The sequence below is a fragment of the Methanosarcina vacuolata Z-761 genome, from assembly GCF_000969905.1.
Classification (GTDB): Archaea; Halobacteriota; Methanosarcinia; order Methanosarcinales; family Methanosarcinaceae; genus Methanosarcina; species Methanosarcina vacuolata.
The window spans coordinates 3,938,640-3,955,285 of sequence record NZ_CP009520.1 but is presented as its reverse complement, the minus strand read 5'-3'; the positions used below and the strand labels follow the sequence as shown (position 1 = coordinate 3,955,285).

At 39.9% G+C, this 16,646-nt stretch carries 11 protein-coding genes; 9 read left to right on the top strand and 2 right to left on the bottom strand.

The window, feature by feature from the left end; all coding sequences use genetic code 11:
- Positions 1-340 precede the first annotated feature (340 nt).
- Positions 341-1,954, top strand: coding sequence for an ammonium transporter (locus MSVAZ_RS16200; protein WP_084626174.1), 1,614 nt, complete (start codon positions 341-343; stop codon positions 1,952-1,954).
- Positions 1,951-2,289, top strand: coding sequence for a P-II family nitrogen regulator (locus tag MSVAZ_RS16195; RefSeq protein ID WP_048122641.1), 339 nt, complete (start codon positions 1,951-1,953; stop codon positions 2,287-2,289). Before MSVAZ_RS16200 ends, MSVAZ_RS16195 begins: the two co-directional genes overlap by 4 nt.
- A 255-nt stretch (positions 2,290-2,544) precedes the next feature.
- Here the strand turns inward: MSVAZ_RS16195 and MSVAZ_RS16190 are convergent, their stop codons facing one another.
- On the bottom strand, positions 2,545-4,473 hold the full coding sequence (locus tag MSVAZ_RS16190) for a heavy metal translocating P-type ATPase (protein WP_048122639.1): 1,929 nt from the start codon (positions 4,471-4,473) through the stop codon (positions 2,545-2,547).
- 419 nt (positions 4,474-4,892) lie between these two features.
- Here MSVAZ_RS16190 and cfbA point away from each other — a divergent pair, with 419 nt between their 5' ends.
- Both cfbA and cfbE read left to right on the top strand, forming a co-directional pair.
- A complete protein-coding gene (gene cfbA, locus MSVAZ_RS16185) occupies positions 4,893-5,285 on the top strand; it encodes a sirohydrochlorin nickelochelatase (protein ID WP_048122637.1) in 393 nt (130 codons plus the stop codon).
- 26 nt (positions 5,286-5,311) lie between these two features.
- Positions 5,312-6,919: a coenzyme F430 synthase gene (gene cfbE / locus MSVAZ_RS16180; protein WP_048122635.1), complete on the top strand. Its 1,608-nt coding sequence runs from the start codon at positions 5,312-5,314 to the stop codon at positions 6,917-6,919.
- An 88-nt stretch (positions 6,920-7,007) separates the two neighbouring features.
- Here cfbE and MSVAZ_RS20620 read toward each other — a convergent pair whose 3' ends face one another.
- A complete protein-coding gene (locus MSVAZ_RS20620) occupies positions 7,008-7,154 on the bottom strand; it encodes a hypothetical protein (RefSeq protein ID WP_156151122.1) in 147 nt (48 codons plus the stop codon).
- A 34-nt stretch (positions 7,155-7,188) separates the two neighbouring features.
- On the opposite strand from MSVAZ_RS20620, the gene cfbD reads away from it, so the two are divergent.
- From cfbD to MSVAZ_RS16150, 5 genes are all read left to right on the top strand, one after another.
- Positions 7,189-8,301: a Ni-sirohydrochlorin a,c-diamide reductive cyclase catalytic subunit gene (gene cfbD / locus MSVAZ_RS16170; protein WP_048122631.1), complete on the top strand. Its 1,113-nt coding sequence runs from the start codon at positions 7,189-7,191 to the stop codon at positions 8,299-8,301.
- Between the two features lie 37 nt (positions 8,302-8,338).
- Positions 8,339-9,136, top strand: coding sequence for a Ni-sirohydrochlorin a,c-diamide reductive cyclase ATP-dependent reductase subunit (cfbC, locus tag MSVAZ_RS16165; protein ID WP_048122629.1), 798 nt, complete (start codon positions 8,339-8,341; stop codon positions 9,134-9,136).
- Between the two features lie 63 nt (positions 9,137-9,199).
- Complete coding sequence (gene cfbB, locus MSVAZ_RS16160) at positions 9,200-10,687, top strand: Ni-sirohydrochlorin a,c-diamide synthase (RefSeq protein ID WP_048122627.1); 1,488 nt, start codon at positions 9,200-9,202, stop codon at positions 10,685-10,687.
- A gap of 334 nt (positions 10,688-11,021) precedes the next feature.
- Complete coding sequence (locus MSVAZ_RS16155; RefSeq protein WP_048122626.1) at positions 11,022-14,498, top strand: NACHT domain-containing protein; 3,477 nt, start codon at positions 11,022-11,024, stop codon at positions 14,496-14,498.
- Positions 14,499-14,986: 488 nt separating this feature from the next.
- Positions 14,987-16,573 (top strand): IS1634 family transposase, encoded by a 1,587-nt coding sequence (locus MSVAZ_RS16150; RefSeq protein ID WP_048124234.1) that lies wholly within the window; start codon positions 14,987-14,989, stop codon positions 16,571-16,573.
- Positions 16,574-16,646: the final 73 nt, after the last annotated feature.

Below are 16,646 nucleotides of genomic sequence, written 5' to 3'. Positions count from 1 at the left end.
AAGTATATGGCTTTTTATGCACCGCTATTGCTGCATCTTCATATAGGAATCAGTCATGAGTATTCATTTATTTTTAATATAATTATTAATATTTATTTATATAGTTTCGATATATTAATATATTATAAAAGAGGAATCACATTTCCTAGACATACGAAAGATTAATATAGAAACACAAGGCAATAAATTGCTGGTGATATGATATAGGGCTATTAGACGGATGATATACAGAGAACAAGAGAATACAATCTCGTATATCATATAATAAGATAATACGACCTCGCATGTCGCTGACCGCCTATTATTAAAGCCCGAATAGAAAAATTAAGGAGTTTATTGAATGCGAAACAAAATAAACGGGTTATTTGTTAGTTTTTTAGTACTATTTATTTTGGTCGTTGCTTTTCCGGCTATAGTGCTGGCGGACCAGCAGGCAGACCCTACAGGAGCTGATACGGATTATTCCAGCTATGTAGCGTCGAGCACCGGAGGTGCACCTTCTTTAGCAGACGTTACCAGTGCTGTAGGACATAACAGCGTAGCCATAAATATGATGTGGACATTGCTCGCGGGTTTCCTGGTTATGTTCATGCAAGCAGGGTTCGCTATGGTCGAGACTGGATTTGTCCGCGTGAAGAATGTAGCGCATACAATGGCCATGAACTTCCTTGTGTATCCACTGGGTATGCTAGGGTTCTTTGTCACGGGCTTTGCCATCATGTTCGGAGGTATCGGCCCACTTGCCACTCTGGGAGGCTATACAGGACTTAGCCATGAGTTCTCTATCACTCTTTTAGGGCATCAATTCGGGCTCTTTGGAATGACTGGATTTGGACTGATAGGCACTTACGATGTGGGTGTATTCGTATTATTCTTATTCCAAATGGTCTTCATGGATACGACCGCAACTATTCCTACCGGAGCGCTTGCAGAACGCTGGAAGTTCCTGTCATTCTGTATAATGGGATTTGCTATTGGTGCCTTCATATACCCACTCTTCGGAAACTGGGTGTGGGGCGGAGGTTGGCTGTCCCAGCTTGGAGTTAACTTTGGCCTGGGTCATGGCCACGTGGACTTTGCAGGCTCATCTGTAGTGCACATGACCGGAGGAGTAATCGGCCTCGTAGGCGCATGGTTAATCGGACCGCGCATAGGTAAGTATAACAAAGATGGCTCGGTTAATGCAATACCCGGTCACAGTATCCCTATGGCCATAATCGGCACTTTCATCCTGGCTTTCGGCTGGTTCGGATTCAATGCGGGCTCAACCATGGCAGGTGAAGACCTGAGACTAGCTGTTGTAGCCACAAACACTATGCTGGCTTCAGCTACCGGTGCTGTCGCAGCTACGGCATGGATGTGGGCCGTGCGCACGAAAAAGCCAGATCCTGGAATGGCATGTAACGGTATGCTGGCAGGACTTGTCGCTATCACTGCCCCCTGTGCATTCGTCAATCAGATAAGTGCTGCGGTCATTGGCCTTGTTTCAGGCATTCTTGTAGTCGAATCAGTCTTCTTCGTTGAAAGAAAGTTAAAAATAGATGATCCGGTTGGTGCTGTCTCTGTACACATGGTCAACGGCGCATGGGGCTGTCTAGCTCTAGGTCTGTTCGCAGACGGCAGCTATGGCGCTGGATTGAATGGAGTGCCTACCGCAGTTACCGGTTTGTTATATGGCCAGCCTCTGCAATTTGTGGCAGAACTTATAGGCGTGGCTACCAACTTCATCGTAGTTGGTGGACTGGCTTTTGTCATCTACAAGTTGATCAATCTGATCACGCCGATGCGTGTGAGTACCGAAGTTGAGATAGGAGGGCTTGACGTGCCCGAGGTAGGCTGCCCTGGCTATGTTGGGGACATCCCTGAGACTGGAATGAATAAAAGCCCTGAACCGAGTCAAATTCGTGGCCAAATAGCGTTAGCTACCGAGACTAAAAAGGGGAAGGCTATATGAAGAAAATAGAAGCGATCATCAGGCCCACAAAACTTGAAGAAGTAAAAGCCTCGCTTGAAAATGCCGGTTTCAATAGCCTCACAATTGTTGACGTAAAAGGCCGCGGCCAACAAAAAGGTATTATCCAGCAATGGAGAGGCCAGGAATATCGGGTTGATGCCCTACCGAAGATAAAGATCGAGCTGGTAGTAAACGATGAAGACGAGGATAAAGCTACCGATGTTATTGTTAGTTCAACCAGAACCGGCAACATTGGAGATGGTAAAATCTTTGTCTTACCCGTAGAAAAGGTAATCAGGATAAGAACAGGTGAAAGAGATGGAAAGGCCATTTAAAGGCCTTTCCTATATAAATTTCCGGGTAAACGGACGCACTTATAAACTTCCTGTACACAGGTAAATTCAGGAAATAGAGTAACCAAGCAAATATACAGGTAAACTCAGGAAATAGAGTAACCAAGCAAATATACAGGTAAACTCAGGAAATAGAGTAACCAAGCAAAAGTATTCAAAGATAAATATCAACATCTACTAATGCAATGATCTACTAATGCAAGGAAGAAATAGCCCTGAGAGAATTTTTGTTTATTCTCAGTCTTTGGGACTGTACGTAATTAATCTTGCTGAGTTCATTATTACCGGAATTGACGAGAGTTCGTGTAGTAATGCTCCTGTTACGGGTGTAAGTATGCCCGGTATAGTCAATATAACTGCCATTGAGAGAACGCTAAGCGAGAATACAACATTTTGCCAAATAGTGCTTATTGCCTTCTTGGATACGCTTATAAGGTACGGAATTTTTAAAAGGTCATCGGATAATAGTCCAACTTCTGCTGTCTCTATTGCCACATCTGTTCCTGTAAGTCCCATAGCTATTCCTACATCAGCCGTGACAAGTGCCGGACCATCATTAACACCGTCGCCTACGAAGATGATTTTATGACCTTCAAGCTGTAGACGTTTCACAATTTCGACTTTTTCCTGGGGCATTACTTCGGCATATATTTCATTTATACCAAGGGTTTTAGCTGCCTGTTCTGCAACTACTTTGCTGTCACCTGTGATCATTATTGTCTTTATTTCGAGTCTATGAAGGTTCTCTATAGACTTTTTTGACTCCGGCCTGATTCTATCCTCAAATGTTAGCAATCCTGCGATCTCGTTATCAATGCCTATCATGACTACATTACGTCCCAATTGAGATTGTTTTTCAATGCTTTCTTCAGCTTCATGAGAGATTAATATATAAAATTCGGATGCTTGTTTCAGACGGCCTACAAAGATGTTTTTCCCTTTGGCTTTAACCTTTATGCCTGTTCCTGATAAGGATTCAAATGATTCTGGGTCCGGGATTAATAACCCCTTCTCTTCCGCAGCTTTGACAACAGCTTTTCCAAGCGGATGCTCACTGAACTTCTCTGCGATTGCAGCCAATAACAATAAGTCTTCAGCTTTATTTTTGTTCAATGCTATGATGCTGGCAAGTTTTGGTTTACCGTGAGTAAGTGTCCCTGTCTTATCAAAAATAACGGTATCTATCCTGGCCATAGATTCTATCGTAGCTCCTTTTTTAATGAGATTGCCTTTTAACGCCGCATTACCAACTGAAGCCACCAGTGCTGTAGGCGTAGCGAGTACCATCACGCATGGACAAAATACAATTAGCATAGTTATTGCTCGTGTTATATCCCCACTCCACCACCAGAGCAAAACGCCTAAGATAATTGCAGTAGGCGTGTAAACCTTCGCGTACTGGTTCAAAAGTCGCTCTACTTTTGGCTTCTGAGTCTGCGCTTCATCGATCAAACGATGTATTTGTCCGAGGGTCGTCTCATTTCCAACTTTTGCGGCTAATATTTCCATTGCACCTGCTTCATTAAGAGTGCCTGCGAAAACGTTATCTCCTTCCTGTTTATCAACTGGCAGACTCTCTCCGGTAATAGCAGCCTGATTTACTGAAGCAGTGCCTGAAAGAACAGTTCCGTCAACAGCAATACGTTCTCCAGACTTGACCAGGATCGTGTCACCTACCTTAATTTCCTCAAGAGACACTACAATATCGTGTCCATCACGCCTGACTGTGACTCTATCAGGCAATAGTTTTGCCAGAGATTCTAGTGCCTTTCCTGCTCTTGCAGAGACAAGCTCCTCCAGCATACCCCCCAGAAGCAAAAGTACGGCTACGACTGCAGCGGCTGAATACTGCCCGAAAGCAATAGCAGCAATTGTTGCGATAGTAACCGGGATATCAGCAGTAAAATCCCTTTCTTTAATCCCCTGGTAGGCAGACCACCATATGAATGATGATCCGACCAATGCAGATAATAAATATAACCAGTTGCCTTCGCCTGTCTTACCAAGCATATTTTGCGGATAAACAGCTATTGCTATTATAAGCAAAACCCCGCTTGCCACAGTAAATAATGTTCCGGGGTCAAGTAAAAACTCCTGATAACGAGTTGCCAGGTTACGGATGCTGCTCCAAAAGCTTCCAGTATGACTGTAAGTGTTGTCCGTCATATTATCTACCCAAATAAAATCAAAATTTTAAATGTTAAAACATATAAATATCAATAACATAAAGCTATTACGATTTAATACTAAATAATAAAATTAGATTTAATTGTAAGAAACCAAAGTTGCGCTGGCGAGAATATATCCAAAGCAGCTACAGGAATTCGACTGAAATAACAACCTTAGCCCCAGGCAAATGATGCATATCAAAATTGAAAAAACTTAAATCAATACGATAAATACATACATCCACATTATAATTGTATAATAATAGTAGGTTACGTCCAGATCTCTCAAAACTTTCTCCCGCTGTTTCTTTTTCAAAAGGATTATATCATATAAATCCTAACTATGTTAAACTCTTCATTATTACAAATTCAAACAATTGTGTTAAGCCTGAACAGATAGATATTGAGGTTTTTAATATGACAGAAAAACTCGGAATTCTGGCCATAGGCCACGGGAGCAAGCTGCCTTACAATAAAGAAGTAGTCACTAAGATCGCAGACTATATTGCACGTAAACACTCTGATGTTGTTGTAAGAGCCGGCTTTATGGAAAACAGTGAGCCAACCCTTGAAGAGGCAATTGAAGGCTTTTCAGGTACCGGCGTGACAAAAATTGCAGCAGTACCGGTTTTCCTGGCATCTGGAGTTCATATCACAAAGGACATCCCGGAGATACTGAGCCTGGACAAAAATGGCTGCGGTATCCTGGAAATTGACGGAAAAACCATTCCTTTATGCTATGCAAACCCTCTAGGGGCCGATGAGCTTATCGCAGACCTTGTGTTCAAAAGGGTTCAGGAAGCCCTTTAAATTCACACCTGGGGTCCGGTTTTATCATGGACCTGTACCGAAAGAAGTTCGCCGTGCTCGACCTGACCCACGGCGGCATTCCTATCGTAAAAAGCCTTGCAGCCGCTGGAAATGAAGTAAGCGGAATAGACGTATACGGGACAGTCAAGCCTGAAACGCTGCTTGAACTTGAGGAGAAGTACGGGATACACTGCTCAAAAAATCCTCTTCCTGCCTCAGGATTCGACATCATTGTAGCGCCTGTGCATCTTGATCCTGCCTATCCGATGCTTGTAGAAGCCAGGGCGCAGAAAAAAGACATCCTTTCGCACCACGAAATTGTCGGAGAAATACTTAAAAACGATTCAAGGCTTTCAGGCATAAAAACGGTTGAGGTTACCGGCGTAAAAGCAAAAACAAGTGCCTCCTCCCTCCTGGCCGATATGCTCTCCAGGCATTTTGAAGTAGTGCTGCACACTTCACGGGGGCTCGAATACTGGAAAGCAGGTATTTCTTCTCTTATTTACAGGGGTCTGAGCATAACTCCAGGAAGCATTCTGGTTGCAGTTGAGAAAGTTTTTGAAGCCGGACTCAGGCCGGATTTTTTTATCTTTGAAATCTCAATAGGAGGCACAGGCACTGCTGACCTGGGGATTCTTACAACCCTTTCTCCGGACTACGGAATTGCAAACAATACAGCCCTTGCAAGCGAGGCAAAACTCCAGCTTGTAAAGCTCGCAAAAGCCGGGAGTATCCTTCTAATCAATGTCGGGGCCAAAAAAGCCCTTAAAGCTGCAAAAACAGACAAAGTAAAAGTATTAACCTTCAAAGACCCTTTCAGTGGCCAGCTTTCCGGAATTTCAGACCAAACAGCCGATTTTGTGCTAGAAACCGGGTCCGGGACTTCAGCCCTATCAGTACCCCCAGAGTTAGTAATGCCTTCAGACTTACCAGGACCAGACGATCTATCAAGCTCATCAAGGCCAACCGGGCTATCAAGTTCATCAATCGGCCTATTAGATTCATCAAGGTCAACTGGTCTATCAAGTTCATCAATGCCAGCAGGCTCAACCGAGCTACAGGCTTCGCCTACATTTTCAAGCTATGGCATTCGATTCATGCACAGGGGAAAGGAAATTTTGTCAGCTTCCCTGCGTCCAGGATATAATATTTCAGCTTACAGAACTGCCTTTGTCGCAGCGTCGGCAGCAGCCCTCGAACTTGGAATTGAACCTGAAGCTATTATTTCGGTAATTGAAGGATTCAGAGGGCTTTCAGGCAGGATGCAGGAAAAAGAAATGAATGGTATTTCCCTAATAGACAATTCCAATTCAGGCATGGATATTCTCTCAGCCGAAAAAGCCCTTGATTATGCCCTCCTTAAGAGAAAGGACGAAAAAAAGAAAGGCATCATCCTTGTGTTGGGAGAAGAAGCCTCTCAGGTCTGTGAAGGGCTGCCTCCTGAACTCGTGCAGGGCTTTGTAGAAAAGTTCGGTACAAAGTGTAAGCAGATTATCCTGGTAGGAGAACGGATGAAGACAGTAAATGGGAAAAATATTTCTTATGCAAGGAGTCTTCCGGAAGGTCTTTCAAAAGCCTCGGAATTTGCAGGAGGCGATGATATAATACTCTCTTCAGTGAAATGCTTCCGTTAAAGCTCGTTAAAGCTTCCGTTAAAAGCCGATTCTGGATACAGGCCAGAATAAGACTTCAGATGTTTGCCGAAATTTTTATGATAGAGTTTTATACAGGCTCTTCCAATCTGTATTCGTTTCCATTACTCGCATTAATTTCAACTGATCGTGTTTCCCAATCCCATTTTGGTACAGGTGGTAGTTCATATCCTGAGGATACAGAAATTTTCAGGGAAATGCGTTCTATCATTTTCATCAATATCCCTATTATCTAAGCAAGAGGATTCGCCATGGCTGAAAAAGAGATTTCAATCATTCATCCCCGCCCAAGTTCCATAGTTGCGGCTCTTTACACTCTGAGAGACTTAAATGTTGATGTTGCTATCCTGCATGGGCCTCCCGGATGTTCCTTTAAACACGCAAGGCTGCTCGAAGAAGACGGTATACATGTGGTTACCACAGGCCTTGACGAGAACAATTTCGTTTTCGGAGGGCATGACAAACTTGTCCAGCTTATCAACAAGTCAGTGGAACTTTTCAATCCGAAACTTATAGGTATTGTAGGAACCTGCCCCAGCATGATTATAGGAGAAGAAATGCATGACGCCGTGCTAGAGGCAAATCCTGATGTCCCTGTAATCGAAGTTGAGGTGCATGCAGGTTATCACAATAACACAAAAGGAGTACTCTTTGCCCTGGAATCCGCACTCGATGTAGGGATTATTGATCACAAAGAGTTCGAGCGTCAGAAATATCTCCTTGAAAAAGCGACCGAAGTGGAAAAACGGTTTGGGGCTGCGAGCAGGGAATACCTTGCTCCCTCCCGCGGGGATGTTAAATACAAAGCCGCGCAGCGTGTAATTCAACTCCTCAAGGAAGGAAAGAAGGGCCTTGTCATCATGAATGCCAAAAAAGAAACCGGCTACATGTTTGCAGACATTACCCTTGCAGTCAATGAGGTTGCAGCAACTCTCGGGAAAAAAGAAAACCTTATCAATATGGCAAATATCGATCCAGAGCTCGGGCTTCCCAGAGTAAGGCAGCATGCCGAGTACATAATGAGAGACTTCACAGCACATGGAATTGAGGTGCATGAGATCATTGGCGGCATGGACGAGTACCCGGTTGCAGGCGAAAAGGTCAGCGAATTAATAAAGGAAAAATATAGTGACTTTGATTTTGCGATCATTACAGGTGTCCCGCACGCAATCCCTATGGAACACATAAAGGACATGGAGCTTATTTCAATTACTAACGGCCCTAGACAGGTCCTGCCCTTAAAAGAGATGGGGCATGAGTATGTGCTGGTTGAAATTGACCTCCACCCGAAAACGCTGGGAGTCAGTGAAATTGTGGAGTCAGAGTTTGGGGCTACCTTAAGGGAAGTTGCAAAGGAAGCCTGAATAGGAAGATCCAGGATAAAATCAGGAGGAAGATCCTTTGAAAAACCAGAAGATCATAGCGATCTACGGAAAAGGCGGCATAGGAAAATCAAGTACGGCCTCAAACATTGCCGCTGCCTGCGCCGAGGCAGGAAAGAAGGTTATGATTATAGGCTGCGATCCTAAAAGTGACTCATCAATCACCCTTCTAAGAGGCAGGAGAATTCCAACGATTCTCGACCTCCTGCGCGAGGGTGTGGACATAAAGAAAGAAGATGTGGTCTTTGAAGGGTATGCAGGCGTCAAATGCGTAGAAGCAGGCGGCCCGGAACCAGGCATAGGGTGTGCAGGTAGAGGAATCATTGTTGCCATCCAGAAATTGAAAAGCGTCTCAGGAAATCTCTTAAAAGAGCAGGATTTGATCATTTACGATGTACCAGGAGACATTGTCTGCGGAGGGTTTGTTGCCCCTGTCAGGAAAGGGTTCGTAAATGAGATTTATGTACTGACCTCAGGAGAGTACATGCCCCTTTATGCAGCAAATAATATCTGCAAAGGCTTATCGAAGATAGGAATGCCGCTTAGCGGGGTAATCTGTAATTCAAGAAACGTGAGCAGGGAAAAGGAAATCGTTTCAAAGTTTTCTGAGGAGATCGGCAGCCAGCTTATGGCTTTTATCCCTAAGAGGCAGGTAGTCCAGGACTGTGAAAGGGAAGGTTACTCTGTAATGGAAAAGGCACCTGAATCCGATATTGCTCAGATCTATCGCGAGCTTGGGAAAGCAATCCTTGAAAACGAAAACAGAGTTACAGTCGATTCCCTGAGTGACGAGCGGTTGAGGGAATTGACAAAATGAATTAGAGTGGAAATAAGTTGAGTAAACACATCAGGGTGAATAAACACATCAGGGGTATCAAAAATGCTTAATGGCAAGCAATCCACAGCAGGGAATATTCCCAGGATTCTCATTTCCGCAGACCGTTCTTCTTCAGGCAAGACTACAATCTCCATGGGCCTGATGGCTGCTCTCGTTTCAAGGGGATACAAAGTCCAGCCTTTTAAGGTCGCTCTGGACTATATCGACCCGAGTTATCATACTGAAATAACTGGCAGGTTCTGCCGAAACCTTGACGGCTACCTTATGGATGAGAATGGGATTCTGGATGTCTATACCCATGCCTGTGATGCCGGTGAGAAAGCTGATATTGCAATTATTGAAGGGGTTCGCGGTCTTTACGAAGGTTTTGACAGCTTAAGCGACCTTGGAAGCACTGCTCAGATCGCAAAGATCCTTAACTGTCCTGTGATCTTCGTAATCAATGCCCGGAGCATTACCCGTTCGAGTGCTGCTCTTATCAACGGATACAGGAACTTCGACCCTGATGTGGAAATTGCAGGAGTTATCCTTAATAACATAGGAAGCCGCCGCCATGCCGAAAAAGCAAAAGAGGCAATCGAACACTATACAGGCGTTCCGGTTATAGGAATTGTTCCAAGAGACCCCGCAATGCAGATTTCCATGCGCCATTTAGGGCTTATGCCAGCTCTCGAAGGCCGAAGACGGCTTGGGGACGGAGGCTTTGAAGCCCGCCTTCACGGCATTGAAGAAATTATCAATAAAGGAATTGACGTAGACCGCTTTATGGAAATCGCAAAAAGCGCAAAACCCCTGAAAACCCCTGATAATAGTGTTTTTACTTCTGTCTCCGATCCCGGAGCAACCAGGCCAAAGATAGGGGTCGCCCTTGATGAGGCTTTTAACTTCTACTATCGCGATAACATAGATCTCCTGAATCTTGCAGGCGCAGAAATCGTTTACTTTAGCCCTGTTAAAGACCACTCACTTCCCGAGGTTGACGGGCTCTATATAGGGGGAGGTTATCCCGAACTCTTTGCAGCCGAACTTGAAGCTAACGAGTCCATGCGCCAGGATATTAAAAAGGCGTCTGCTGCAGGTATGCCTATTTATGCTGAGTGCGGAGGGCTTATGTACCTCACGGAAAAAATAAGCACAGGCGTCCCCGGAAAAGGCACCTATCACGATGCATCAATGCCGGAATCTACATACTCAATGGTTGGGGCCCTGCCAGGGCATACTATAATGGGACAGACAAGAGTGGTCAGCTACAATATAGGAACCCTTAATCAGGACTGCCTTCTAGGGAAAAAAGGCAACAGCTTCAAGGGACACGAATTCCACCATTCTGAAATATGGGAAATTCCTGAAGATGCTGAATTTGCAATAACTCTGTCAAGAGGCACAGGCATAAAGAACGACATGGACGGGCTTATTTCTGGAAATACCCTGGGCTCGTATGCCCACCTGCACGGAGTTGCTTACAGGGAGCTTGCAAGCTCACTTGTAGAAGCTGCAAGAAATTTCAGAGAGTCGAGGGTTCTTCCGTGATATGTGAAGGCTTATTCCGTAATATGTGTATATGCTTTTATAAAGTATGCAGATCTTCAAACGAAGATGCGCTTATAGACGATTATCCCGCATGAAACACTCCAGATTGCAGGTTTAAGAGAGGGTCTTAAAATTAAACTTGATCCTACAATTGTGATGACTCGTACATTTGAACCAAAAAACAATCGCATTTAATGGTCACTGTACTTTTTATACTTCGAGTATGTAATTCCTATGAGATAAAGTACCGTCATTAAGGTCAACATGTACCTGAATTTCAGAGAATTTACTATCTTATTATTTGATCCAGAACAGTTATCTCAAGTGATCTCAGATGGACCCTAACATTATTTCTATAATTGTAGGATTGCTGACTAATGGATTATGCTCATTAATTGCTTTTACTGGAGATAAAGTTCAAGATTATGCATTTAGCAAAGAAGAGATTCAAGAACGATTACTAGTTAATAAAAAAATTAAAGTTGTTGTAGAAGAAGAATTCAAAGATTTATATAATTTTCTAAACCCTGAAGACTTTTATACTTTTTTAAAATTTGAGAGTGGTAACGTTGAAAAAATAATTGTAAGAATTTACTCATTCTATGATATAGATGACAAAAATAGAGAGAGTTTAGAAATTGTCAGAAAAGATTTCTGTTTATTATGTAGCCAATATTTTTATGATAAAGTTGGAATCTCAGCTGCTGCCCCACAACTTTTTCATGTACTTACTAAATGCTGTGAGCGATCCTTGGACATAATGATTAACGAGGAAGGTGACTTAGCTGCACATGAAGCTCAATCTAAATATCGTTCTAAAACTATTGTTGAGATGTTGTTAAAAATTATTAAAAAAATGCAGGATTCACAGGATAAATTAGAAGAATTCGATAAGGAATTTAAATTATTAAATCAAAAATATAATAAGCAAATACAAAAATCTTCCCAATCTTGTCATTTCTTAAAGATTGATCCTAGTCTCGAGGGTCATTTTGTAGACCAATCAGACGAGTTTGAGCAATTGAAATCAAAGAATTATAAAATAAATAACGAACTAAAAATCTACTTAAATGAGATAATCAGTGATCTTAACTCTATTAGAGAGTTAAATTATTATATAAAAATTAGATGCTTTGATGAAAGTTATAAAGAAGTAAAATATGTTGATAAATATGTTGGCAGATGGATAAAGGATAAAAGTTCACAAGTTCTTGCCATATTAGGTGATTATGGTACAGGTAAAACGTTATATTGTCAAAAATTAACTCTAGACCTTGCTGAAAAATATCTTCAAGGTGTTATAAACAGCTATGTACCGATTTTACTATATCTAAGGGACATGGATGATGAAAGTTGCATTAATGATTTCTTCAACAAGCAGCTAAAATCTCATGCACCTTTTGGAACCACTATAGATTACAGTTACTTTAATATGTTATATCAAGATGGGCGACTACTATTTATTCTTGATGGCTTTGACGAAATGTCGGTAGATATGCGAGAATCAACTGCATATAAAAACTTTTATAAAATCGATAAGTTAGCGTTGGGAAAAAATAAACTTATTATTACTTCAAGAACCCATTATTTTAAAGAGAAAAATAGAGAAAGAGACGTGCTTAACCCCATAAGTAAAAACTATACGGGGTTAAGATTAAAAGAGAACATTAACTTACAGATGGTATATATACAACTTTTTAATGACGCCGACATTAATGAATATTTTAAAAAGTTTTTTGGAAACCAGAGCGAAAATCAGCTTGAAAGAATGAGTCACATATATAATCTTTGGGATTTAGCTCATCGTCCTATTTTTTTAAGTATAATAGCACAAACTTTACCTAAGTTAGAGGAATTAAAAAGTACGATTACTATAGATAAACTTTATGTTGAATATGTTAAAATGTGTATTATAAGGGAAGGATGGAGGGACATCTGCTCCACGGATGTATATGAAATAATGGAAGAATTAGCGTTAAGAATGTTTATTGATGGTAACAGCAAAGTGACTTCTGAACAAATATTTAATTTGATAAAAGAACTAAATGCAAAAAATGCATATAATGATATCGACTTAAATAACTTGGATGGCAAAATTAGAACTTGCTCCTTTTTAAACAGGACGTCCAGTGACGAATACACCTTTTTTCATAAATCATTGATGGAATTTTTCATAGCAAAAAAATTTGTAAATGAAATTAAAGGCAATAAAGTAAATAGTAGCAGTTTTGGGAAAAGAAGAATTTCTCCAACTATTGGAAATTTTATGAAAGATCTCCTTACTGATAAAGACGCTTTGTATGCAATCATTCATAATACAAAGTATAAAAACTTCGACGAGATAGGTTTTTTAGGTGGAAATTCACTCACGATTTTAGGGTTAATGAATGAAAATTTTTCTGAAAAAGATTTTTCTTCACTAGTGCTGTCGGGGGCTTATCTATTAAATTGTGATCTTATCCATACATCATTTAAAAATTCCATCTTAAAAGATGCTGAAATAATTAATTGTAATTTAACAAATGCCGATTTTACTTATACAGACCTGGAAGGGGCAATATTTACCGATAATTTAGGAATCAATTGTTTTGTATTAAGTCCAGATAGCAAATATTTTGCACTCGGTGGTTTAGGCGGTCAAATAATAATATGTGATATGAGCACAGGAAGCAGGTTACAATCATTATATGAACATGCCGACCGTATCATAGCGTTGTGTTGGCCTAATAATAGGCTGCTAATTAGCTGTGGAGCAGATAAAAAAATAATAATTTGGGATACTTATAGTTGGACAATAAGTAATGTTATCAAAGTAGAGAAAAATCCCAAAATAATTGTATGGATGAAAAATACTGAGTGGTTATTGTATACTGACCACTCTGGTAATATTAAAGCATTTGATTCTAAAAATAACTGGAATATAGTTCATGATACTAATATGCATAATCCTATTAACATGATACGTTGTTTCTCTAAAAAAGATAACATATTGCTATCATTTAATGATCATATTGCGATACTAGATAAGAACTTCAAGTTAGTAGATGAAGTATCCATCGGTTCGCCGATTTTATCAATAAATAATAATGAAAACAATGTATTACTAGCTAACAATTGCTGTAATGGACAATGCAACTTTAATTTGCGAGATTATTTTTTGAACAAAGACAGTGATCATAAATGGATAGATTATGAAGTTTGGCTGAAAAGATTATCCCTTGGCAATATGGAGTTGAATGATCTACGCTATTGGTCGTCTTATGTCCATGAATCTCCATGGATATTGGAAGGATACGGTGAAGATGGAGAAGACGTAATTGGGGGTACTGATGGAAAGGACGAAATTTATTCCATATTAGATGTATGTTATTTGGGAAGTTGGGATAAATATGTAATATTATTATACCATTATAAATATAATATTGAGTCGTGGCATAACACTTCATCGCATTACCAGAGATATTATTTAATCTTTATGAATGATGCCAAAGAAGTAAAATCTTTTTTAGTTAATAGTATTTCTTATTGTAATAATGATGCAGGATATAATCCGTATTTCGATAGTCATATTAAATATGTTATTTTTAGCGAAAAAAACTACCTAGTTTTTGCAGAATATGATGAATACGATATGTGGAATGTTGATAGTATACATATATGGTACGTTGACACAGAGTTTGATGAATATCGGGAAATACGCAGATTTAAGATGGGTATTACTTGTAACGGAATGAAAATAGATAATGTGTATAATCTAAGTAATGAACAGTTAAAAGAATTAAAAAATGGAGGAGCCGTTACTTCCAAATGATATTAAATAGTTAATATGTAACCATAAAGCCTAGATTCGGCAGGTCGACATAAGGAATTTAAATATTTTTCATGATATCGTTTTTGAACATTTAATAAATTTACATTAAATTTAAAACTGGGTAACGTGTAGCTTAACTCCCACGACACATATAAACACTGAATCATTTTTCCATTAAAGTTTAGTATGAGAGATTATGTTTAGATCATATGTAAACCTAATAACTACACACAATAAGGAAACATCATTCCAAAATCGCCATCAGTAAAACTCATCGAAAATGAAATGTCGATCTGTCGAATCTAGGATAAAGGAGATTGGATATTTTTAAAAGCAAGTCTTAAACCTTAATTCCCAAATTTTAAGCGCATAATTCTTGTATCCCTATTTTGCTCAATTAATTCGTGTGCAGATGCATGCGAACTTATTCATTTCCAAACAACAATTCAAAACTTTTATATACTCTTATGTGCTTATATAATAAGCACATGAAGTCCACACTCCGCATCAAGAAAATAAATGGAATTGAGTACTGGTACGAAGATATTCCTTATTACGATAAGGAAAAGAAACAAATTCGCCATAAATCCAAATATGTTGGCAGAAACATAAACGGTAAACCTGTTAGAGTTCGTGACGCATTAAACTCTTCCGATGAAATCGTGCAAGATGAGACTTCTTTCGTTTCCAGCAAACCTATAAATGCTTATAACTATGGTGAGTTCCTTCCATTGCAAAAAATCGTAGAAGAACTCAAAATTGAAGAGTATCTTGGTGATCTGTTCAATGAGAAAGACAGAAACATGATACTTTCAATGGCACTTAATCGTGTAATTCGTCCTACAGCTATGTATAACCTTAAAACCTGGTATGAGAATTCTGTTCTTTCTCTCCAGTGGCCTGAGTTACCCTTGAAAAGTCAAAACATCAGTAATCTACTTGCAAAAGTAGGTAATAGCGACATTCCATCCATGTTTATGGGTAAAATGTTTAGAAATCTTGGGACAAAACGCACATTAATGTACGATCTTACCAGTTTATCGAGCTACTCACAACTAATTAATCTTCTTGAATACGGATACAATAGAGACAATTGCGATCTTCCTCAAATAAATCTCTCCATGATTGTGGATAAGGAAAAAGGAATTCCGGTGATGTATGACATCTATCCTGGAAGTATTGTAGACGTTACAACTCTTAAAAATACTCTAAAAAAGATAGAAGCTCATGGAATGGAAAACTATACACTGGTAATGGATAGAGGCTTTTTCAGCAAGGGAAACATTGAGGAATTAGTAAGGGAAAAGATTCCTTTTATTATGCCAGCTACAATGGCACTTAAAAGTGTCAAAGAGCTTATGAGTTCAGTACAAAAAGACATCGAAAGTCCGGAATATCTTCATAAGTTTCACAAAAAACCAATATTTGTAAAGCCAGTGACTCTTGAGGAAAAGGAATTCAAGATCAATGGATACTGTTTCTATGATCCAAAGAGAGAAATGGAAGAAAAAAGCACATTTTACTCCCGTCTTTATGATATGAAGGAAAAACTGGAAGAAACAGCAATACCAGGATGGAGAAATGCGGCAGAGGTGTTCAAAGAGAGAGCAAGGGAAATGGCAAGTTTCTATTCGTGGAAAAAGATAGATGACCATTTCAAAATCAATATCAAGAAAAATGCAGTATCGCAGAGAATAAACAGAATGGGGAAGTTTTTCCTTTTTTATTATGGAGAACGTGATTGGGTAGAATGTCTCACTTACTACAGAGAAAGAGATATTGTTGAGAAAGGATTCAAAGTAATGAAAAATGATATTCAGTCGCTTCCACTAAACACAAACAAAGATTCAACAACAAAGGGATTCATTTTTGTCTGCTTTATCGGACTAATTATTAGAATGAAGCTACTGAGTATGATGAAGGAAACAAAAATTATTGAGGATTATACAGTAGAGAGTTTACTTTTAGAGCTTGAGAAGATCAGAAAAGTAGAACTGCAAAATGGAGAGGTAATAGTTACAGAACTCACAAGAAAGCAAAAAGAAATTATGGAAAAATTGAATTTATGCGCTTAAAAAAAGCGGAAGTCAGGCTTAAAACGACTCTGTCCCAAAATCTAGTGATTTTGAATTTTACATTCATCACTAT